The organism is Lentisalinibacter orientalis (genome assembly GCF_040706535.1).
Lineage (GTDB): Bacteria > Pseudomonadota > Gammaproteobacteria > Steroidobacterales > Woeseiaceae > Lentisalinibacter > Lentisalinibacter orientalis.
Genome location: NZ_JAPDRJ010000001.1, coordinates 1,999,071 through 2,018,365 on the forward strand (window position 1 = coordinate 1,999,071; position 19,295 = coordinate 2,018,365).

The following is a 19,295-nucleotide window of genomic DNA, read 5'->3' on the forward strand; positions in this document are numbered from 1 at the left end:
GCGACCGAAGATACGCAAGATGAGCTACAGCCCAGCGCGCAAACAGACCGAGGAGGCCGCCGTCAGTGCCGCCTCCGAGGCCATGATCGACAAGTTCCTCGACGCCATCTGGATGGAGCGGGGCCTGTCGAAGAATACGCTGGGCGCCTATCGCGCCGACCTCATGGCGCTGGCTCGCTTCGTCGCCGACGACGGCACGGAGATCGTCAAGGCCGGCAAGCCGGAGCTGCTGGCCTTCATCGCCTGGCGGGTGGAGCAGGGCGCCAAACCCCGCTCCACGGCGCGACAGCTGTCCAGTTTCCGCCGCTTCTACCGCTATCTCTGCCGCGAAGGCGTCATCGCCGACGATCCGACAGCGGACATCGAGATGCCGCGCATCGGCCGCTCACTGCCGAAGTCGCTCACCGAGGAGGAGGTGGAATCGCTGCTGGCCGCGCCCAATACGGAAGAGCCTCTCGGCCACCGTGACCGGGCGATGCTGGAGCTGCTCTATGCCACCGGCCTGCGGGTCTCGGAGCTGATCAACCTCAAGCAGAACCAGGTCAACCTGAACCAGGGCGTCCTGCGCATCGTCGGCAAGGGCGACCGCGAGCGGCTGATCCCGCTCGGCGAGGAATCCCAGCGCTGGCTGCGGGACTTCATGGAGGGGCCCCGGGTCGAGATCCTGCTGGAGCGCCAGACCGATTACATGTTCCCCACCCGCCGGGGCGACCGCATGACCCGGCAGGCCTTCTGGCACATTATCAAGCGCTACGCCCAGAAAGCCGGCGTGAAGAAGAAGCTCTCCCCGCATACACTGCGCCATGCCTTCGCCACCCACCTGCTGAACAACGGTGCGGACCTGCGCGTGGTGCAGCTGCTGCTCGGCCACAGCGACCTGTCCACCACGCAGATCTACACCCACGTGGCGCGGGAGCGGCTGAAGGACCTGCACGGGGCGCATCACCCCCGGGGCTGATTCGGTCGGGCTGCCGGATCCCGGCGCGCCCTCTGCTACAATGCGCACCGCCCGGCCCGGGCGGGAACGATGGACGGATCGTCTTGTCCCATCCCCCATGTCCCCGGCCTGCCCCAGGCGCCGCCGGTCAACCGTCAATCAGAGGACTCTCTATGCGTAGTGTCATCGGATCGCTGTCGCCGATTCTCCCGGCAGTCGTCTCGCTCGCTGTCTCGCTGGCCGCCGGCCTGGCTCCCGCCGCGGCCCTGGCAGACGCCGACGAGGATCTCGCGCGCGTCCGGGCGGAGATCACCGAGCGCTTCCCGCAGCTCGATCCGGAGAGCATCAACGAAGGTCCGATCCCGGGTTTCTTCGAGATCCGGCAGGGCGTGCTGGTGGCCTACGTCACCACGGACGGACGCTACCTGTTCCAGGGCGACCTCATCGACCTGGAGACCCGCACCAACCTGACCGAGGCGGCGATGAACGGCGAGCGCCGGCGCGTGATGGATGCGTTGCCGGACGACGACGCCATCGTGTTCGCGCCGGCCGATCCGAAACACACGGTCAGCATCTTCACGGATATCGACTGCGGCTTCTGCCGCAAGCTGCACCGCGAGATCGACGAGTACAACGAGGCGGGCATCGCGGTGCGCTATCTGCTGTATCCGCGCAGCGGTCCCGGCCAGGCGTCATGGCAGAAGGCGGAGAGCGTCTGGTGTGCCGACGACCGGAATACGGCGCTCACGCGGGCCAAGAACGACCAGCCGGTGCAGTCCCGCGAGTGCGACGCGTCCATGGTGCAGCACCACTACGACCTCGGCCGCGACATCGGCCTGCGCGGCACGCCGGCCATCGTGACCGAGACGGGGGAACTCGTGAGCGGCTACCTGCCGCCGGCGCAGCTGCTGGAGCGGCTGGAGAGTAACGGCGGGGAGTGACGGTCGGGAGCGCGGCTCAGCGCTCCAGGTTCAGCGCTCCAGGTGCTCCAGCTTGTCCGGGACGCCTTCCCATTCCTTCGCGTCCTCCGGCGGATCCTTCGCCTCGGTGATCACCGGCCACTCGCGGCTCAGTTCCGCATTCAGCTCCAGGAATTTCTCCTGGCCCGCCGGTAACTCGTCCTCGGAGTAGATGGCCTCCACCGGGCATTCCGGTTCGCACAGCGTGCAGTCGATGCATTCCTCGGGGTCGATGACCAGGAAGTTCGGGCCTTCGTGGAAGCAATCCACCGGGCAGACCTCGACACAGTCCGTGTATTTGCACTTGATGCAGCTCTCTGTGACGACGAAGGTCATGGTTACCTCTGTTTCCTCTTGAACCGTGGCCCGCCGGAGCGGAGGCCGGATTATGCCATAGAGTCCGCCGGGCGCTCAGAGCCTCGTCAGAGCCGGATGCGCGGCGCCTTGTGGCTGTGCACGCCCCGGTCCCGGCCGGCATCCTCGAAGTAGCGCTCGAGAGCGAAACGGACGCTGGGAAAGGATATCTCGTCCCAGGGAATGTCGGCCTCGGCGAACAGGTCCACCTCCTGGCTCTCGTCGCCGACGCCGAAGCCGCCCAGCAGCCGGGCGGTGTAGAACACGTGCACCTGGCCCGCCTGCACTACGTCGACGGTGGCGAACAGGCGCCCGATTTCCACCTCGGCCAGCGCCTCTTCCCGGGTCTCCCGGGCCGCGCCTTCCTCCATGGTCTCGCCCAGTTCCATGAAGCCCGCGGGCACGGTCCAGTAGCCGAGCCGGGGCTCGATGGCGCGGCGGCATAGCAGCACCTCGTCGCCCCGCGCCGGCACGCAGCCGACGACGATCCTCGGATTCTGGTAGTGCACGTAGTCGCACTCGCTGCAGACCCAGCGCTCGCGGTTGTCGCCGGCGGGTATGGTCTTGGAGACGAGGCTGCCGCAGTTGGAACAATATTTCATACGGGAGAGTACGGGAGATGCCGCGGGGCGGACGTGTCGCCGGATGGCGGGCCGTCCGCGCCGCGGGTTGCTGCTTGTGGTGCCGGGAGTGGGACTCGAACCCACACGGGTCACCCCACTGAATTTTGAGTCCAGCGCGTCTACCAGTTCCGCCATCCCGGCAGGAGGGCGCTAGTATAGGTTGCGGTCGTCTGCCAGGCCACCTCGCGAAGAACTTCGCCACCATCTTTGCGGCGATCTTTGCGACGGTCGTCTCCCCTCGCGCATCAAGAGCTGTGACATGTCGGGATTTGCAGGCATCAACGTGGATGAAGCGGTCATCCGCCGCGCTCGTCGCGGGGATGCGGGTGCCCACGAGTCCCTGTACCGGACGCTGGCGCCGGCCGTCTACACGCTGGCCCTGCGGCTGGTGAAGGCGCCGGCCGCCGCGGAGGACATGCTGCAGGAGACCTTCATCGAGGTGATGCGCAGCCTGCCCCGCTACCGGGGCGACGCCTCGCTGGCCACGTGGGTGCGCCGCATCGCCGTGAGCAAGTGCCTGATGCACCTGCGCTCGGCCTGGAACCGGCGCGCCGGCGAACTCGGCGACGGCGACGAGCCGGTGGACGGCGGTGCGCCGGTGGCCGACTCGGTGGGCCTGCGCATGGACCTGGAGGCGGCGCTGGCCAGCCTGCCGGCCGAGAGCCGGGTGGTGGTCTGGCTGCACGACGTCGAGGGCTACACCCACCGGGAGATCGCGATGGTGATGCAGAAGACCGAGAGCTATTCCAAGTCCCAGCTGTCCCGCGCCCACCGGCGGCTGCGCGGCCTGCTGGAAGGCGGTGCCGGCGCGCCGGGCGATGCGACCGGCCGGGTGACCGGGGTGCTGCCGGGAGGTTGAAGATGGACGAGGAGAACGGCATGAGGAGCAATGGGGATCTGGCCGAAGCGCTGCGGCGGCTGCCGCAGCATGCGCCGCCCCGCGGCGCATGGCGGGAGATCCGCGACCGGGCCGAGAGCGAGGGGCTGGTGAGGCCGCCGCGGCGGCGACGCATGCGGCGGGACCTGGAATGGCTGGCGGCCGGCGCGGTGGCCGCCACCGTGGTCTTCGCGCTGCTGGACCTGCCGCTGTCCGGGACCTCGCCCCGGGACGACGCGGCTCCGGTCGACGAAGCCGGTTTCGCCGCCACCCCGGCCGAGAACGACGCGAGCCTGGGCAGTCTGATGGCCCGCTCCCGGCTGCTGGAGGAAGCGCTGCGTGCGGCCCCCGAGACCCCGCGGGTGATGCGCGCCAGCACCGCGAGCACGATCGCGACGCTGGAGGACCGCATCGCCATGATCGACCAGCAGCTGAGTTTTCCGGAGCGCCCGCTGAGCGAGGCCGAAGCCAGGGCGCTGTGGCGCGAGCGGGTGCAGCTCATGGATTCACTGGTGCAGCTGCGTTACGCGCAGGCACGCCGGGTGGTGCTTTGAACCGGCCGCGCTGGCGGCAGGCGCAACGGCAACCCGGACAACGGCAAACGGCTGGTCGGCGATTGGTCGGCGATTGGTCAGCGATTGGTCAGCGACTGGTAATCGATTGGAACTGGGACTGGGAGTGACACGATGAAAACGACGATAGCGGGCCCGGGCATGCTGGTACTGGCGCTCGGGCTGTCCGGCCTGGCGGCGCCGGCGGCGGCGCAGGAGAGCGCGGCGGAGGCCGAGCGGGAAGAGGCGGCCGAGCGGCGCGTCATCATTCGCGAGGAACGGCGTGCGGCCGACGAGGCCCGCAGCGCGGCGGAGACGGAGCGGCTGCGCGCGGCCGAGGAAAGGCTGGCCGCCGCGGAGGAGCGCCTGGCCGAGGCCGCCCGGGAGATCGCCGAGATCACCTCCGGCGTCGTGCCCGGCGCGGTGGAGTACGCCCGCGGCGTCATCGCCTCCGCCCGCCGTCCCGTGCTGGGCGTCAGCATCGGCGGGGGTGCCGGAGAAGGCGAGGGTCCGGTCGAGGGCGTCGAGGTGCTGGGCGTCTCGCCCGGCAGCGCGGCCGCGGAGGCCGGCATCCGGGCCGGCGACGTGCTGACCGCCGTCGACGGCGAGTCCCTGGCCGCCGAAGATCCCGCCGCCGCCAACCGACGCCTGCTGCAGGCCCTGGCCGAGCGTGAACCCGGCGACACCATCGACATCGAGCTGCGCCGGGGGGACGGCCAGGAACTCAGGCTGGGGGTGAAGACCCGCGACCGGGAGGCCCAGGCATTCACCTTCTTCGGCGACGGCGCGAACTTCGACTTCGACTTTCGTGCCGACGCGCCCATGGTCTGGTTCGGCCCCGCCCGTCCCTGGGGTGACATGGAGCTGGTGGAGCTCTCGCCCGGCCTCGGCCGCTATTTTGGCACCGACAGCGGACTGCTGGTCGTCAGGGCGCCATCGGACCCCGCGCTGAAGCTCGAGGACGGCGACGTCATTCGCCGCATCGGCGGCCGTGAACCCGGATCGGTCTCCCACGCGATCCGGATACTCCGCTCCTACGAGGAGGGCGAGGAGCTCGAGCTGGAGATCATGCGCGAGCAGCGCAGCCGCAAACTGTCGGTGCAGATACCGGCGAGCCAGGGCCGGCTCGCGCCGCCGCCCCGGCTGCCGGCGCTGCCCGGCATCCGCCCGCCCGCGGCGGCGCCGGAGCGGGCTCCGGCACCGCCTCCGCAAGCGGATTTCGGCCTGCCGGAGGTCTGATACCATGCGCCGCCATGCGCGCGCAGGACTACAGTTACGAGCTGCCCGATGAGCTGATCGCTCACGAGCCGGCCCGCCCCCGCAGTGCCAGCCGTCTGCTGGTGCTGCAGGGCGACGGCTCGCTCGTCGATTCCGCGGTCACGGCGCTGCCCGGCCTGCTTTCGCCGGGCGATCTGCTGGTCTTCAACGACACCCGGGTGATCCCGGCGCGCATCCACGGCCGCAAGGAGACCGGCGGCCGCGTGGAGCTCCTGCTGGAGCGGGTGCTGGCGGAGCGGGACGCCCTGTGTCATCTGCGGGCCAGCAAGTCGCCGCGGCCGGGTACGTCGCTCGCGCTCGAGGGCGGCGCCACCGCGACGGTGACCGGGCGCGACGGCGACCTGTTCCGGGTCGCCTTCGACGTGCCGGTGCTCGAACACCTCGAGCGCCACGGCCACGTGCCGCTGCCGCCCTATATCCGCCGCCCCGATAACGCCGGCGACCGGGGCGACTACCAGACGGTCTTCGCGCGGGAGCCGGGCGCCGTGGCGGCGCCGACGGCGGGCCTGCACTTCGACGAAGCCCTGCTCGGCGCGCTGGAAGCCGCGGGCGTGGAACGCGCCTTCGTCACGCTGCACGTCGGCGCGGGCACCTTCCAGCCGCTGCGCGAGGAGAACATCGCCACCGGCCGGCTGCATGCCGAGCGGGTGCACGTGAGCGAGGCGCTCTGCGAAGCGGTGAGCCGTACGCGCGAGCGCGGCGGGCGGGTGGTGGCCGTGGGCACCACGGCCGTGCGCAGTCTGGAGACCGCCGCGGCCGACGGCACCCTCGCGCCCTGCCGCCGGGAGACCGAGCTGTTCATCATGCCCGGCTACCGGTTCCGGGTGGTCGATGCCATGATCACCAACTTCCATCTGCCGGAGTCCTCGCTGCTGATGCTCGTGAGCGCCTTCGCGGGGCGGGACAACGTGCTCGCCGCCTACCGCCACGCCGTGGAGAGCCGCTACCGGTTCTACAGTTACGGCGACGCCATGCTCGTCTGGCCGGCGCCGGGCGCGCTCGAGCCGCGCCCGTGAACTTCGAGTTGCTGAACCGGGAGGGCGCCGCCCGCCGCGGCCGCCTCGCCTTCCGCCGCGGCACGGTGGAGACGCCTGCTTTCATGCCGGTCGGCACCTACGGCACGGTGAAGGCCATGACGCCCGAGGAGGTGGCCGGCACCGGGGCCGAGATCATCCTCGGCAATACCTTCCATCTCATGCTGAGGCCGGGACCGGAGGTGGTCCGCGCCCACGGCGGACTGCACGAGTTCATGAACTGGCCCGGCCCGATCCTGACGGACTCCGGCGGGTACCAGGTGTTCAGCCTCGCCGCGCTGCGCAAGGTCAGCGAGGAGGGCGTCACCTTCCGTTCACCGGTCAACGGCGACGAGATCTTCCTCGGGCCGGAAGGGGCCATGGCCATGCAGCAGGCCCTGAACTCGGATATCGCCATGATCTTCGACGAGTGCACGCCGTATCCGGCCAGCGAGCGCGAGGCGCGGGAATCCATGGAGCTCTCCCTGCGCTGGGCGGCGCGCAGCCGCCGCGCTTTCGACGAGCCGCGCGAGCGCGAGCCGGGGCGCGGCGAGGCCGTGTTCGGCATCGTCCAGGGCGGCATGTACCCCGCGTTGCGGGAGGCCTCGCTGGCGGGGCTGGTCGAGACCGGTTTCGACGGCTACGCGATCGGCGGGCTGTCGGTGGGCGAGAGTGAGGACGAGCGGCTCGCCGTGCTGGATGCGATCGTCCAGCACATGCCCGCCGGGCGTCCGCGTTATCTCATGGGCGTGGGCACGCCATCGGATATCGTCAAGGCGGTGGCGCGGGGCGTGGACATGTTCGACTGCGTGATCCCGACCCGCCACGGGCGCAACGGCTACCTGTTCACCTCGAGCGGCACGCTGAAGATACGCAACGCCCGCTACGCCGAGGACCTGGGTCCGCTGGACCCGGAGTGCGACTGCTATACCTGCACCCATTACAGCCGGGCGTACCTTCGCCACCTCGACAAGTGCAACGAGATGCTGGGCCCCCGGCTGGCGACGCTGCACAACCTGCATTTCTACCAGCGGCTGATGAGCGATATCCGCGCGGCGCTCGAGGCCGGTACCTTCGGGGCATTCGCCGCGGAGTTCCTGGCGCGGCACGGGACAACCGGGCCGCGTGTTGTGTAATAATAGCGCGCCGTATCCCCGCTAAGACGGTGTCATTATGGATTTCCTGATCGAGAATGCCTGGGCGCAGGGTGCGCCGGCCCAGGAGAGCCCCCTTGGGTTCCTGTTGCCGATGATCATCCTGTTCGCGGCTTTCTATTTCCTGCTCATCCGGCCCCAGCAGAAGCGCCAGAAGCAGCACCGGGAGATGGTCTCCCAGCTGTCCGCCGGCGACGAGGTGGTGACCGCCGGCGGTATCCTCGGCAAGATCACTGCGGTGAGCGATCAGTTCCTCACGATCCAGGTCGCAGACGGCGTCGAGCTCAAGATACAGAGACAGACCATCAGCGCCGTGCTGCCGAAGGGCACGGTGGAGAGCGCCGGCTGATCGTCGGACGATCGCCGGGTCCATTCTTCCAAACCCCTCTGGTCCGCCATGAATCGATATCCCGCGTGGATGTATGCCCTCGTCATCGGCATCGTCGCCGTCGGGGCGTTGCTCGCCCTGCCGAATGCGTTCGGCACGGTGCCGGCCCTGCAGGTGGCGCGCACCGATGCGGAGCCCCTCGACGCCTCCATGGTGGACCGCTTCCGTGACATCCTGGTGGAGGAGGAACTCACGCCCGAGGCTGCCTACCTGGACGACGGCCGTGTGGTGATGCGTTTCGACCGCGTCGAGCGGCAGCTGCAGGCGAGCGACACGCTGCGCGAGGCCGTCGGCGACGACTATGCCGTGGCGCTGACGCTGGCTTCCCGCTCGCCGGCCTGGGTGCGTGACCTGGGGCTGGAACCCATGAGCCTCGGCCTCGATCTGCGCGGCGGCGTCTATTTCCTCTACGAGGTGGACATGGAGGCCGCCATCCGCAAGCGGCTCGAGATGTACGTGGAGGACTTCGAGACCCGGCTGACCGAGGCCGGCATCTCCCGCCGGGTGCGCGTGGAAGACGACCGGGTGCGGGTGCAGGTGCGCGATGCCGAGGACCTCGCCGAGGCGCGCCGCATCATCCGCAACGCGGATCAGGACCTGAACATCGCGGATGGCGGCGACGGCAAGTCCCTGCTGGTCACGATGACCGAGCAGCAGATCCGCGAGCGGCAGAACTTCGCCATCGAGCAGAACACCACCACGCTCAGGAACCGGGTGAACGCGCTGGGCGTGGCCGAGCCGCTGGTGCAGCGCCAGGGCGTCGACCGCATCGTCGTCCAGCTGCCCGGCATCCAGGACCCGGCCCGGGCCGACGCCATCCTCGGCGCCACGGCCACACTGGAATTCCGCCTCGTGGACGAGGACTGCTCGGGCCTGGGCTCGCAGCGTTATCCCTTCCGCGACGGGCCCGACACCTGCCTGAAGCGCGAGGTCATCGCCTCGGGCGACCAGATCGTGGACGCCAGTTCCGGCTTCTCCCAGGACGGCGGGCCCGCGGTGTTCATCCGCCTGGACGCCGCCGGCGGCGACCGCATGCTGAAGACCACCCGGGCCAATATCGACAAGCCCATGGCGGTGCTGTTCATCGAGACCACCCGGGACGTGGTCGAGCGCAACGGCGACATCGAGTACGTGACCCAGCGCTCCGAGGAGATCATCAACGTCGCCACCATCCGCGGCGTGTTCCGCAACGAGTTCCAGATCACCGGGCTGAACCCGGCCGAGGCACGGGACCTGGCGCTGCTCCTGCGCGCCGGTTCGCTGGCGGCGCCCATCTTCAAGGTGGAGGAGCGCACCATCGGGCCGAGCCTGGGCCAGGAGAACATCGACCGGGGCTTCATGGCCGTGACCATCGGCTTCCTCGCGGTGGTGCTGTTCATGGCCGTGTATTACCGGTCCTTCGGTCTGATCGCCAATCTGGCGCTATTCACCAACCTGGTGCTGATCGTGGCGCTGCTGTCGCTGTTCCAGGCGTCGCTGACACTGCCGGGCATCGCCGGTATCGTGCTGACGGTGGGCATGGCCGTGGACGCCAACGTGCTGATATTCGAGCGAATACGCGAGGAGGTAGCCAACGGTAACTCGCCCCAGGCGGCGATCCACGCCGGCTACGAGAAGGCATTCTCCTCCATCGCCGACGCCCAGATCACGACGCTGATCGCGGCCATCGTGCTGTTCACCTTCGGCACGGGCCCCATCAAGGGCTTCGCCATCACGCTCACCTTCGGGATCATCACCTCCATGTTCACCGCCATCATCGGGACCCGGGCGGTGGTCAATGCGGTCTACGGTTCCCGGCGGATCCAGACGGTGCCGGTATGAGCCTCAAGCTGCTGCCAGACAATACCCACATCGACTTCATGGGCCGGCGCTGGCCGGCCATCATCCTGTCGCTGATCCTCATCGCGGTCTCCGTCGGCTCGCTGGCGGTGCAGCGCCTGAACTTCGGTATCGACTTCACCGGCGGCATCCTGCTGGAGCTCGGCTACCCGGAGGCCGCCGATCTCGAGCGCATCCGCGGGGTGCTGAGCGAGGCGGACTTCCCCGAGGCCGAGGTGACCAACTTCGGCACGGCACGGGACGTGCTCGTGCGGCTGCCGCCGCGGGAAGGCGTAAGCGGCACGGAGGTGCGGGAGGATCTGCGCGACGTGCTGCAGGCCGACGAGCCGGCGGTGGAACTGAGGCGCGTGGACTTCGTGGGGCCCCAGGTGGGCGAGGAGCTCACCGAGAAGGGCGGGCTGGCCATGATCTTCACGCTGATCATGATCTTCGCCTACGTCATGTTCCGCTTCCAGTGGCGCTTCGCGGCCGGCGCGGTCGCGGCACTGGCGCACGACGTGATCATCACGCTCGGCTTCTTCTCGCTGTTCCAGCTGCCCTTCGACCTGTCGGTGCTGGCGGCCATCCTGGCCGTGATCGGCTACTCGCTGAACGACACCGTGGTCGTGTTCGACCGGATCCGGGAGAACTTCCTGAAGCTGCGCGGCCTCGAGCCGGTCGACGTCATGAATACCTCGATCAACCAGATGCTCGGGCGCACCATTATTACGGGCCTGACGACGCTGCTGGTCCTGGTGGCGCTGCTGGTGCTGGGCGGCGAGGCGATCGGGCCGTTCTCGGTGGCGTTGATCGTCGGCATCATCATCGGTACGTATTCGTCCATCTACACGGCGAGTGCCACCGCGCTGGAGCTGGGCGTCAGCGCCCAGGACCTGATGCCGCCGGAGAAGGATCCCGAAGAGATCGACGACCTGCCCTGACCGGTCTCCGTCCTGGCGGGTCTTTCGCGGCCCGGGCGGGCCTCTAGGCGAGGATGCCGTCGAGGTGGGGAGCGGTCAGCCGGGCGAGCGCCGCGTAGATCTTCGGGCTGCCGGCGAGCACGTGGCCGGTCTCCATGAACCCCTCGCTGCCGTCCAGGCCGCTGATGATCCCGCCCGCCTCGCGGATCAGCAGCGCGCCGGCGGCGAGATCCCACGGCTTCAGCCCCGTCTCCCAGAACCCGTCCAGCCGACCGGCGGCCACGTAGGCCAGGTCGAGCGCGGCGGCGCCGGGCCGGCGCACGCCGGCGGCGTTGCGGATGACGTCCTTCAGGAGCGCCATGTACGGGTCCAGCCCCGCGGTGCCCCGCCGGTACGGGAAGCCGGTGCCGATCAGGGCGTCGGCCAGATCGCGGCGGTTCGTCACGCGGATGCGGCGCCCGTCCAGCTGCGCGCCCTCGCCGCGGGACGCGGTGAACATCTCCTGGCGCAGCGGGTCGTAGATGACGCCATGCTCCAGGCGGCCGCGGATCTGCAGGCCCACCGAGACGCAGAACACCGGGAAGCCGTGCAGGAAGTTGGTGGTGCCGTCCAGCGGGTCGATGATCCAGACATGGTCGGATTCGCCGCGCGCGCCCCCTTCCTCGGCCAGGATCGCGTGGTCCGGGTAGTGGCTCAGGATGGTATCGACGATGACCGCCTCGGCCTGCCGGTCGGCCTCGCTGACGTAGTCGTTGCGGCCCTTGGTTTCCACCTTGAGCCGGTCGAGCTGTTTCAGCTGGCGTAGCAGCATGTCGCCGCCCTTGCGTGCCGCCATGGCGGCGATGTTGGCGAGTGGTTGCATGCGCGGTTCGTATCCGGTGGCGGGGTGTGTGGGTGCGGGCGGTAGAATACCAGACCGGATGGCGGGCGAGACGGCCGGAGAGATGAACGAGGGCAGATGACGATTCGTATCGTACTGGTGGGCACGACCCACCCGGGCAACATCGGAGCTACGGCGCGGGCCATGAAGAACATGGGCCTCGGCGAACTCGTGCTGGTGGCGCCGCGCAGTTTTCCACACGAGGAGGCCACGGCCCGCGCGTCGGGCGCGGAGGACGTGCTCGCCGCGGCGCGCGTGGTCGACACGCTGGAGGCCGCGGTCGCCGACTGCGTATGGGTGGCCGGCGCCAGCGCACGCCAGCGCAGCATTGCCTGGCCCGAGCTGAGCGCCCGGGAGGCGGCGGAGAAGGCCATGGCCGAATCCGCGTCCGGGCCGGTCGCGCTGGTGTTCGGTCCGGAGAAGTCGGGCCTGAGCAACGAGGACCTGGCCCGCTGCCAGGCGCTGCTCTACATCCCCACGGCGCCGGACTTCAGCTCGCTGAATCTGGCGATGTCGGTGCAGGTGGTGACCTACGAGGTGCAGATGCAGCGCGCGGCCGGCCGCGAGCCGCCGGCCAGGGAGGTGCGGCCCGCGACCGCGGGCGAGATGGAGAACTTCTACCGCCATCTGGAAGAGCTGCTGCTCGCCGCCCGCTTCCTCGACCCCGACAATCCCCGGCACCTGATGAAGCGGCTGCGGCGGCTGTTCGCCCGCGCCGAGCCGGACATGAACGAGATCAACATCCTGCGAGGCATACTGGCCTCGCTGGCGCCCGCCGAGCGGAGAAGCGACCGTGAATGACGCCCGCACCATCTACCTGGACTACGCGGCCACCACGCCGGTGGACGAGGCCGTGGCCGCGGCCATGGCGCACTGCCTCGGCCGGGACGGCGTGTACGGCAACGCGGCCTCGCTGATGCACGAACCCGGCCGGCGCGCCGCCGCCGCCGTGGATGCCGCGCGCGCGGAACTCGCCGCGCTGATCGGCGCCCGGCCCGGCGAACTGGTCTTCACCTCCGGCGCGACCGAGGCGGACAATCTCGCGGTCATCGGTGCGGCTCGGTATTTCGCCGACCGGGGCCGGCATCTGGTGACCACGCGCATCGAGCACAAGGCGGTGCTGGATGCCGCCCGCCGCCTCGAGCGGGACGGCTGGGAGGTGACCTGGCTCGAGCCCGACGCCGAGGGCCGCATCGACCCGGCTTCGGTCGGGGCGGCGCTCCGGGACGACACCGTGCTCGCCGCCGTCATGTGGGTGAACAACGAGACCGGCGTGGTGAACGACGTCGAGGCCATCGGCCGCCTGTGCCGCGAGCGGGGCGTGCTGTTCCACGTGGACGCCGCGCAGGCTGTGGGCAAACTGGCCATCGATCTCGCGCGCCTGCCGGTCGACTTCCTGGCCCTCACGGCCCACAAGTTCTACGGCCCGAAGGGCGTGGGAGCGCTGTATATCGCGGATCGTCCCGGCGTGCAGGTGCAGCCGCTCCTCTACGGCGGCGGCCAGGAACGGGGGCTGCGGCCGGGCACGCTGCCGGTGCACCAGATCGTGGGGCTCGGTGCCGCCGCGGCGCGGGCCCGGGAGGAGCTGCCCGCGGAACGGGCGCGGCTGGCGGCGCTCCGGGACCGGCTGAGTGCAGGCCTCACCGCCATGGACGGCGTTCTCGTCAACGGCGGCGGCGCCGAGCGGATCCCGGGCATCGTCAACGTGAGCGTGGCGGGCGTGGACGGGGAGAGCCTGTTCGCATCGCTGGAACCGCTCGCGGTGGCGTCCGGCTCGGCCTGCAATACCACCTCGGGCGAGCCTTCCTACGTGCTGCGTGCGCTGGGCCGCGACGACCGCCTGGCCGGCGCCTCGGTGCGCTTCAGCCTGGGCCGTTACACGACGGAGGATGAAGTGGACCGGGCGCTCGACATTTTCACCGCTGCGGTGCACCGCCTGCGGCGCATCGCCGCGCCGCTGGGAGGCCGTGCGGCTTGAATTACGGCGCCGAAGTCCTCACCCTTTTCCGGGAGGCCGCCCACGCCGGGCAGGTGGAGGGCGGCGTCAGCGGCCGCGCCCGGGGGCGTACCGGCGACGTGGAGGTCGTTTTCAGCGCCGGGGTCGCGGGCGGTAGAATAGCCCGCATGCGCTACGGCGCCATCGGCTGTCCGTGGGTCATCGCGGCGTGCGAATGGGCCTGCCGGCAGGCCGAAGGCGGTCCGACGGCCGGCCTGGCCGCACTGAATGCGGCCGCGATGGCCGGGGCGCTGGCGGCGCCGGCGGAGAAAACGGGCAGTCTGCTGGTCGTAGAGGATGCGCTGGCCGAACTCGGCCGGGCGCTGGCGGCAGGCGAAGGCGCCGTCGTCAGATCCGACGACAGATCTGACGACGGACGAACTGACGAGCATAGTTGAGCGAGTACGGATATGGCCATCTCACTGACACAATCCGCAGCGGACAGGGTAAGAAACCACATCGGCACCCGCGGCAAGGGGCTGGGCCTGCGCCTGGGGGTGAAGAAGACGGGCTGTTCCGGGTTCGCCTACGTCATCGACTACGCCGACGAGATCGCGGACGGCGACCACGTGTTCGAGGATCACGGCGTCAGGATCGTCGTGGACGGCGACAGCCTCTCCTACATCGACGGCACGGAAGTGGACTTCGTCAAGCAGGGGCTGAACGAGGCGTTCAAGTTCCGCAATCCGAACGTGAAGGGCGAATGCGGCTGCGGCGAGAGCTTCAACGTCTGAAAGCGTTGCCGAGTCCGGCTAAGCCGAGTAAAATTAATAGCTTATGCTCCCGACCCGCACGCGGGCCGGGAGTTTTTCGTACTCCCGACAACTACCCTCTGACCAGACAACGAAGGAAAGACCATGGCTCGTGAGCGCACGCTCTCCATCATCAAGCCCGATGGCGTCGAGAAGAACATCATCGGAGAGATCTACCGCCGGTTCGAGAACGCGGGCTTGCGCATCGTCGCGGCGCGCATGCTGCACCTGACGAAGGAGCAGGCCGAGGGCTTCTACGCCGTCCACAAGGAGCGCCCCTTCTTCCCGGACCTGGTCTCGTACATGACCTCCGGGCCGGTGATGGTGCAGGCGCTGGAGGGTGAGAATGCCATCGCGCTCAACCGCGAGCTCATGGGTGCCACCAACCCCGCGGAGGCCGACGAGGGTACCATCCGCGCCGATTTCGCGAAGAGCATCGAGGAAAACGTGGTGCACGGTTCCGATGCGGCGGAGACGGCCGCCCAGGAGATCGCCTTCTTCTTCCCGGACGGCGTCTGCGAGCGTACCCGCGGCTGATCGCCGCCCGAGGGCCGGATCATGACCACCCCCGTGGAAAGACAGGAACTGCTCGGGCTGTCCCGGGACGAGCTGGAGGGCTTCTTCGCCGGTCTCGGCGAGAAGCCGTTCCGCGCCCGCCAGCTCCTGCAGTGGCTGCATCGCCGGGGCATCACCGACTTCGGCGAGATGACCGATCTGGCGAAGTCCCTGCGCTCGGCGCTGGGGCTCACCGCCTCGGTCTCGCTGCCGCGGGTCATCTCCCGGCACCAGTCCGCGGACGGCACCGTGAAATGGCTGACGGCGGCCGGCGGCGGGCAGGCAGTGGAGACCGTCTTCATACCCGAGCCGGACCGGGGCACGCTGTGCATCTCCTCGCAGGTGGGCTGCGCGCTGGACTGCGCCTTCTGCGCCACGGCGAAGCAGGGCTTCAACCGTAATCTGACCGCGGCAGAGATCATCGGCCAGGTCTGGCTGGCGCAGCGGGAACTCGAACCGCGGCCGAACGGCGACCCGGCCGTGACCAACGTCGTCTTCATGGGCATGGGCGAGCCGCTGGCCAATTACCGCAGCGTGGTCACCGCGCTGCGGTTGCTGATCGACGACTATGCCTACGGGCTGTCCCGCCGCCGCGTCACCGTGAGCACCTCCGGCCTGGTGCCGCAGATGCGCCGGCTCGGGGAAGAGTGCAACGTCTCGCTCGCCGTGTCGCTGCATGCGCCGGACGACGAGTTGAGAAACCGCCTCGTTCCCATCAACAAGATGCATCCCATCGCCGAGCTGCTGGACGCCTGCTGGGACTACGCAGCGGCCCGCAGCAATCGGCACATCACCTTCGAGTACGTGATGCTGGACGGCGTGAACGACTCGCCGGCCCACGCGGACCGGCTGGCGAAGCTCCTGCGCGGCCGGCCCGCGAAGGTGAACCTGATCCCCTTCAATCCCTTCCCGGGCATCGAGTTCCGCCGCTCGCCGGCCCGGGTCATCGACGAGTTCCGCGACCGTCTGCGCGGCCGCGGCATCGTGGCCACGGTGCGCCGTACCCGCGGTGACGACATCGACGCCGCCTGCGGCCAGCTGGCCGGCCAGGTCACCGACCGGGTGCGTATCCGGCTGAGCGAGAAGCCCGTGCGACGGGCGCTGTCCGGAGGATGAAGCCGATGAGCTTACTGGCGTTGCGGAAGACCCTGCCGAAGACTTTGCTGCTCGCGGCGGCGTTCGCGCTTGCCGGCTGCGTCACGACCGATACCGGCAAGCCCCGCTCCGAGGGATCGCCCGAAGAGGCGGCGCGCATCAACTACGAGCTGGGCGCCGAGTACATCCGCCAGGGTAACCTGGAACTCGCCCGCGAGCGCCTCGAGCGGGCCGTCTCCCAGGATCCGGACCTCGCAGTGGCGCGCTCCACGCTGGCGCTGGTCTACGACCGCCAGGGCGACACCGAGCTGGCCGACGACCAGTACCGGAGAGCGGTGCGGCTCGCGCCGAACGACGCCAGCGTGCAGAACACCTACGCCGTGTTTCTGTGCAAGCGCCAGCGTTACGACGAGGCCATGGACTATTTCGCCCGCGCCGCATCGAACACCCGCTACGGCACGCCGGAGGCGGCACTCACCAATGCCGGCGTCTGCCTGCTGCAGAAGCCGGACTACGTGCAGGCGGAGCAGTACTTCCGCCGCGCCCTGCAGCGCAACCCGGCTTACAGCGAGGCCCTGCTGCAGATGGCGGCGCTGAGCGTCGACCGGGGCAATTTCCTGCGCGCCCGGGCGTTCGTGCAGCGCTATCTGGCCCAGCATCCGGCCGCGCCGGAGATCCTGTGGATCGGCGTGCAGGCCGAGCGCGCGCTCGGCGATCGCGACGCGGCGGCCCGGCATGCCGCGGTCCTGCGGGAGAAATTCCCGGCTTCGGGGGAGACGCTCCGGCTGAACGAGGAGTCCGATGACTCGTGACGACATGAGCCAGGACGAGACGGGTCAGCAGGAGTCGCGCGAGGAAGAGGAGGTCGACGGCGGCACCGAGACGCCTGCTGCCCGCGGACCGAAGGCCGGCGCGCGGCTGAAGGCGGCCCGGCAGGCCCGCAACATCTCCCTCGACGAGATCGCCCGGGAACTGCACCTGGACGCGGACAAGCTGCGCGCCCTCGAGTCCAATCGCTTCGAGGTCTTCAGCGCCCCGGTCTTCACCAAGGGCTATCTGCGCCGCTACGCGGGCCTGGTCGGCGTCGCCGAGGGCGAGGTGCTGGCCGGCTTCGAGGAACTCAGCGATGCCGCCGGACCGCCGCCGGTGGTCATCAAGTCGCCGCGCGCGCGTCCCCGTTACGTGCCGTCCCTGCAGGCGGTGCTGCTCGTGCTGCTGGCCGTTCTTCTGGGTCTGCTCGGCTGGTGGGCCTTCAGCGGGGCCGTGCTGAAGCCGGTGCCGGAGGTAGCCAGCGGCGGTGCAGGCGAGCCCTTGCTGCCCGCCCGCAGGGAAGACGCGCCCGCCGGCACCCCCGCCACGATGGCGGGAACCGCACCCCCGCCGGCCGCCGCCACGACCGAGACGGTCGACGAGGCGGCCGACGACGGCGCCGCCGGTACGGCGCCCGCGGCGGCCGAACCGACGCTTGCGGCCCGCGCTGCCGACACCGCCGGTGCGGATCCGGAGCCGCCGCAGTCCGCCCCCGCGGCACTGGCCCTGACCCTGAGCTTCACCGACGAATGCTGGCTGCAGGTGACCGACGGCGACGGCGAGCGGCTCTACGCCGGCATCGCCCGGGGCGGCCAGGTGCGCCGCTTCAGCGCGGTCCCGCCGGTATCCCTCGTCCTCGGCAACGCGGATGCGGCGAGTATCGAGGTGGACGGCGAACCCTATCCCATCGGCCCGGCGGACCGGCGCGGCCGCACGGCACGCATCACGGTGCCGGGCTCGTGAGCGGCCCGGCCCCCGGAAGGAACCCATGAGCGCGAAGGTACGCCCGATCCGGGGCATGAACGACGTGCTGCCGCCGGATACCGGCCGCTGGCAGCACCTGGAAGACACGGTGCGCGACGTGCTGGAGTCCTACGGCTACCGGCAGATGCGTCTGCCGCTGCTCGAGTACACCGAGCTGTTCCGCCGCTCCATCGGCGAGGTCACGGACATCGTCGAGAAGGAGATGTACACCTTCGAGGACCGCAACGGCGACAGCCTCACCCTGCGCCCGGAGGCCACCGCGGGCGTCGTGCGCGCGGCCATCAGCAACGGCCTGCTGCACAACCAGCGCCACCGCCTGTGGACCGCGGGGCCCATGTTCCGCTACGAGCGTCCGCAGAAAGGGCGCTACCGGCAGTTCCACCAGATCGACGTGGAAGCGCTGGGCTATCCAGGGCCGGACATCGACGCCGAGATGATCCTGATGTCAGCGCGGCTCTGGCGGCGGCTCGGCATCCGCCGGATCCGGCTGGAGATCAACTCGCTGGGCACGCCGGCCTCGCGGCAGCATTATCGGGAGGTGCTGGTGGAGTACTTCCGGGCGCACCGTGACCGGCTGGACGAGGACAGCATCCGCCGCCTGGATACCAACCCGATGCGCATCCTGGACAGCAAGAACGCGGACATGCAGGACGTCGTGGCCGGCGCGCCGGACATCACCGAGCATCTGGACGAGGAATCCGCGGCGCATTTCGCGGAGCTGCAGCGCATCCTCTCGGCCGCCGGCGTCGACTACACGGTGAACCCCCGGCTGGTGCGCGGCCTGGACTACTACACGCGCACCGTCTTCGAGTGGGTGACCGATGCCCTCGGCGCCCAGGGCGCCGTGTGCTCCGGCGGCCGTTACGACGGCCTGGTGGAGCACCTGGGCGGCGCTCCCACGCCGGCCATCGGCTGGGCGCTCGGCATGGAGCGCCTGGTGGCGTTGTTCGAGGAGGAAGGCGGCGCGGAACCCGACGGCGCGCCGGCCGTCTACGTGGTGGCCGTGGGCGACACGGCCGCGGCCACGGCCTTCGCGCTGGCCGAGCGCCTGCGCGACGGCCTGCCGGGGCAGGCGGTCGAGGTCAATGCGGGCGGCGGCAGCTTCAAGTCGCAGCTGAAGCGTGCCGACCGCAGCGGAGCGCGCTACGCCGTCGTCCTGGGCGAGAACGAGATCGCCGCCGGCGAGGCGGGCCTGAAGCCGTTGCGGACGGACGAAGCTCAGCAGAGCGTCGCTTTCGACGAGCTGGCGGCGGTGCTAGCCCGGCGGCTGGACGGCGGCGGGACGCGGCAAGGTCAGAAGGTTTAGAATGTCGGCCCCCCGCGGCCGGCACTCAACGAGAAAGGGTCAGAG

Annotated in this window: 22 protein-coding genes and 1 tRNA gene; 19 read left to right on the forward strand and 4 right to left on the reverse strand. The window is 69.8% G+C overall.

Going from position 1 to position 19,295, the window contains the following annotated elements:
* Positions 1 to 19 precede the first annotated feature (19 nt).
* Positions 20 to 958, forward strand: a complete 939-nt coding sequence (xerD, locus tag ACJMK0_RS08820; RefSeq protein WP_405237473.1) for a site-specific tyrosine recombinase XerD — start codon at positions 20 to 22, stop codon at positions 956 to 958.
* A gap of 152 nt (positions 959 to 1,110) precedes the next feature.
* Positions 1,111 to 1,878 (forward strand): DsbC family protein, encoded by a 768-nt coding sequence (locus ACJMK0_RS08825; protein WP_405237475.1) that lies wholly within the window; start codon positions 1,111 to 1,113, stop codon positions 1,876 to 1,878.
* 30 nt (positions 1,879 to 1,908) lie between these two features.
* Here ACJMK0_RS08825 and fdxA read toward each other — a convergent pair whose 3' ends face one another.
* From fdxA to ACJMK0_RS08840, 3 genes are all read right to left on the reverse strand, one after another.
* Positions 1,909 to 2,232, reverse strand: a complete 324-nt coding sequence (gene fdxA, locus ACJMK0_RS08830; RefSeq protein WP_405231784.1) for a ferredoxin FdxA — start codon at positions 2,230 to 2,232, stop codon at positions 1,909 to 1,911.
* An 86-nt stretch (positions 2,233 to 2,318) separates the two neighbouring features.
* Positions 2,319 to 2,852: an NUDIX hydrolase gene (locus ACJMK0_RS08835; RefSeq protein ID WP_405237477.1), complete on the reverse strand. Its 534-nt coding sequence runs from the start codon at positions 2,850 to 2,852 to the stop codon at positions 2,319 to 2,321.
* A gap of 77 nt (positions 2,853 to 2,929) precedes the next feature.
* Positions 2,930 to 3,014 (reverse strand) — tRNA-Leu (locus ACJMK0_RS08840).
* 118 nt (positions 3,015 to 3,132) lie between these two features.
* Here ACJMK0_RS08840 and ACJMK0_RS08845 point away from each other — a divergent pair.
* From ACJMK0_RS08845 to secF, 8 genes are all read left to right on the forward strand, one after another.
* Positions 3,133 to 3,732 carry an RNA polymerase sigma factor gene (locus ACJMK0_RS08845; RefSeq protein WP_405237479.1) on the forward strand — a complete coding sequence of 200 codons (600 nt, stop codon included), beginning with the start codon at positions 3,133 to 3,135 and terminating at the stop codon, positions 3,730 to 3,732.
* Positions 3,733 to 3,734: 2 nt separating this feature from the next.
* On the forward strand, positions 3,735 to 4,304 hold the full coding sequence (locus ACJMK0_RS08850; RefSeq protein ID WP_405237480.1) for a hypothetical protein: 570 nt from the start codon (positions 3,735 to 3,737) through the stop codon (positions 4,302 to 4,304).
* Between the two features lie 132 nt (positions 4,305 to 4,436).
* Positions 4,437 to 5,540, forward strand: coding sequence for a PDZ domain-containing protein (locus tag ACJMK0_RS08855; RefSeq protein WP_405237482.1), 1,104 nt, complete (start codon positions 4,437 to 4,439; stop codon positions 5,538 to 5,540).
* A gap of 14 nt (positions 5,541 to 5,554) precedes the next feature.
* On the forward strand, positions 5,555 to 6,595 hold the full coding sequence (queA, locus tag ACJMK0_RS08860; protein ID WP_405237484.1) for a tRNA preQ1(34) S-adenosylmethionine ribosyltransferase-isomerase QueA: 1,041 nt from the start codon (positions 5,555 to 5,557) through the stop codon (positions 6,593 to 6,595).
* Positions 6,592 to 7,728, forward strand: coding sequence for a tRNA guanosine(34) transglycosylase Tgt (tgt, locus tag ACJMK0_RS08865; protein ID WP_405237486.1), 1,137 nt, complete (start codon positions 6,592 to 6,594; stop codon positions 7,726 to 7,728). The genes queA and tgt overlap by 4 nt, the downstream gene beginning before the upstream one ends.
* 37 nt (positions 7,729 to 7,765) lie before the next feature.
* Positions 7,766 to 8,095 carry a preprotein translocase subunit YajC gene (yajC, locus tag ACJMK0_RS08870; protein WP_405237488.1) on the forward strand — a complete coding sequence of 110 codons (330 nt, stop codon included), beginning with the start codon at positions 7,766 to 7,768 and terminating at the stop codon, positions 8,093 to 8,095.
* A gap of 48 nt (positions 8,096 to 8,143) precedes the next feature.
* Positions 8,144 to 9,955, forward strand: a complete 1,812-nt coding sequence (gene secD / locus ACJMK0_RS08875; RefSeq protein ID WP_405237490.1) for a protein translocase subunit SecD — start codon at positions 8,144 to 8,146, stop codon at positions 9,953 to 9,955.
* On the forward strand, positions 9,952 to 10,893 hold the full coding sequence (secF, locus tag ACJMK0_RS08880) for a protein translocase subunit SecF (RefSeq protein ID WP_405237492.1): 942 nt from the start codon (positions 9,952 to 9,954) through the stop codon (positions 10,891 to 10,893). The genes secD and secF overlap by 4 nt, the downstream gene beginning before the upstream one ends.
* Positions 10,894 to 10,936: 43 nt before the next feature.
* On the opposite strand, the gene ACJMK0_RS08885 is transcribed toward secF, so the two are convergent.
* A complete protein-coding gene (locus ACJMK0_RS08885) occupies positions 10,937 to 11,734 on the reverse strand; it encodes an inositol monophosphatase family protein (RefSeq protein ID WP_405237494.1) in 798 nt (265 codons plus the stop codon).
* Positions 11,735 to 11,830: 96 nt separating this feature from the next.
* Here ACJMK0_RS08885 and ACJMK0_RS08890 point away from each other — a divergent pair, with 96 nt between their 5' ends.
* The 9 genes from ACJMK0_RS08890 to hisS all read left to right on the forward strand — a co-directional run bounded on the left by ACJMK0_RS08890 (position 11,831) and on the right by hisS (position 19,250).
* Complete coding sequence (locus ACJMK0_RS08890; RefSeq protein WP_405237496.1) at positions 11,831 to 12,553, forward strand: RNA methyltransferase; 723 nt, start codon at positions 11,831 to 11,833, stop codon at positions 12,551 to 12,553.
* A complete protein-coding gene (locus ACJMK0_RS08895) occupies positions 12,546 to 13,730 on the forward strand; it encodes a cysteine desulfurase family protein (protein ID WP_405237498.1) in 1,185 nt (394 codons plus the stop codon). The genes ACJMK0_RS08890 and ACJMK0_RS08895 overlap by 8 nt, the downstream gene beginning before the upstream one ends.
* Positions 13,727 to 14,146, forward strand: a complete 420-nt coding sequence (locus ACJMK0_RS08900; protein ID WP_405237500.1) for a hypothetical protein — start codon at positions 13,727 to 13,729, stop codon at positions 14,144 to 14,146. Before ACJMK0_RS08895 ends, ACJMK0_RS08900 begins: the two co-directional genes overlap by 4 nt.
* 12 nt (positions 14,147 to 14,158) lie before the next feature.
* The gene (iscA, locus tag ACJMK0_RS08905; RefSeq protein WP_405237502.1) at positions 14,159 to 14,482 is read left to right on the forward strand and encodes an iron-sulfur cluster assembly protein IscA; all 324 of its coding nucleotides are present in this window, start codon (positions 14,159 to 14,161) and stop codon (positions 14,480 to 14,482) included.
* 123 nt (positions 14,483 to 14,605) lie between these two features.
* Entirely contained in the window at positions 14,606 to 15,037 is a 432-nt protein-coding gene (gene ndk, locus ACJMK0_RS08910) for a nucleoside-diphosphate kinase (protein ID WP_405237504.1), read from the forward strand.
* Between the two features lie 21 nt (positions 15,038 to 15,058).
* A complete protein-coding gene (gene rlmN, locus ACJMK0_RS08915; RefSeq protein WP_405237506.1) occupies positions 15,059 to 16,171 on the forward strand; it encodes a 23S rRNA (adenine(2503)-C(2))-methyltransferase RlmN in 1,113 nt (370 codons plus the stop codon).
* A gap of 5 nt (positions 16,172 to 16,176) precedes the next feature.
* Positions 16,177 to 16,962, forward strand: coding sequence for a type IV pilus biogenesis/stability protein PilW (gene pilW / locus ACJMK0_RS08920; RefSeq protein ID WP_405237508.1), 786 nt, complete (start codon positions 16,177 to 16,179; stop codon positions 16,960 to 16,962).
* Entirely contained in the window at positions 16,952 to 17,923 is a 972-nt protein-coding gene (locus ACJMK0_RS08925; protein WP_405237510.1) for a helix-turn-helix domain-containing protein, read from the forward strand. The genes pilW and ACJMK0_RS08925 overlap by 11 nt, the downstream gene beginning before the upstream one ends.
* 25 nt (positions 17,924 to 17,948) lie before the next feature.
* Positions 17,949 to 19,250, forward strand: coding sequence for a histidine--tRNA ligase (hisS, locus tag ACJMK0_RS08930; protein ID WP_405237512.1), 1,302 nt, complete (start codon positions 17,949 to 17,951; stop codon positions 19,248 to 19,250).
* Positions 19,251 to 19,295 lie beyond the last annotated feature (45 nt).

Excerpts from the sequence above, each read along its gene's own strand:
- iscA (WP_405237502.1), top strand. The coding sequence starts at position 14,159 with ATGGCCATCTCACTGACACAATCCGCAGCGGACAGGGTAAGAAACCAC.
- xerD (WP_405237473.1), top strand. The coding sequence starts at position 20 with ATGAGCTACAGCCCAGCGCGCAAACAGACCGAGGAGGCCGCCGTCAGT.
- ACJMK0_RS08925 (WP_405237510.1), top strand. The coding sequence starts at position 16,952 with ATGACTCGTGACGACATGAGCCAGGACGAGACGGGTCAGCAGGAGTCG.
- secF (WP_405237492.1), top strand. The coding sequence starts at position 9,952 with ATGAGCCTCAAGCTGCTGCCAGACAATACCCACATCGACTTCATGGGC.
- pilW (WP_405237508.1), top strand. The coding sequence starts at position 16,177 with ATGAGCTTACTGGCGTTGCGGAAGACCCTGCCGAAGACTTTGCTGCTC.
- yajC (WP_405237488.1), top strand. The coding sequence starts at position 7,766 with ATGGATTTCCTGATCGAGAATGCCTGGGCGCAGGGTGCGCCGGCCCAG.
- fdxA (WP_405231784.1), bottom strand. The coding sequence starts at position 2,232 with ATGACCTTCGTCGTCACAGAGAGCTGCATCAAGTGCAAATACACGGAC.
- ACJMK0_RS08850 (WP_405237480.1), top strand. The coding sequence starts at position 3,735 with ATGGACGAGGAGAACGGCATGAGGAGCAATGGGGATCTGGCCGAAGCG.
- ACJMK0_RS08885 (WP_405237494.1), bottom strand. The coding sequence starts at position 11,734 with ATGCAACCACTCGCCAACATCGCCGCCATGGCGGCACGCAAGGGCGGC.
- ACJMK0_RS08825 (WP_405237475.1), top strand. The coding sequence starts at position 1,111 with ATGCGTAGTGTCATCGGATCGCTGTCGCCGATTCTCCCGGCAGTCGTC.
- ACJMK0_RS08845 (WP_405237479.1), top strand. The coding sequence starts at position 3,133 with ATGTCGGGATTTGCAGGCATCAACGTGGATGAAGCGGTCATCCGCCGC.
- rlmN (WP_405237506.1), top strand. The coding sequence starts at position 15,059 with ATGACCACCCCCGTGGAAAGACAGGAACTGCTCGGGCTGTCCCGGGAC.
- queA (WP_405237484.1), top strand. The coding sequence starts at position 5,555 with ATGCGCGCGCAGGACTACAGTTACGAGCTGCCCGATGAGCTGATCGCT.
- ACJMK0_RS08890 (WP_405237496.1), top strand. The coding sequence starts at position 11,831 with ATGACGATTCGTATCGTACTGGTGGGCACGACCCACCCGGGCAACATC.
- ACJMK0_RS08835 (WP_405237477.1), bottom strand. The coding sequence starts at position 2,852 with ATGAAATATTGTTCCAACTGCGGCAGCCTCGTCTCCAAGACCATACCC.
- ACJMK0_RS08855 (WP_405237482.1), top strand. The coding sequence starts at position 4,437 with ATGAAAACGACGATAGCGGGCCCGGGCATGCTGGTACTGGCGCTCGGG.
- hisS (WP_405237512.1), top strand. The coding sequence starts at position 17,949 with ATGAGCGCGAAGGTACGCCCGATCCGGGGCATGAACGACGTGCTGCCG.
- ndk (WP_405237504.1), top strand. The coding sequence starts at position 14,606 with ATGGCTCGTGAGCGCACGCTCTCCATCATCAAGCCCGATGGCGTCGAG.
- secD (WP_405237490.1), top strand. The coding sequence starts at position 8,144 with ATGAATCGATATCCCGCGTGGATGTATGCCCTCGTCATCGGCATCGTC.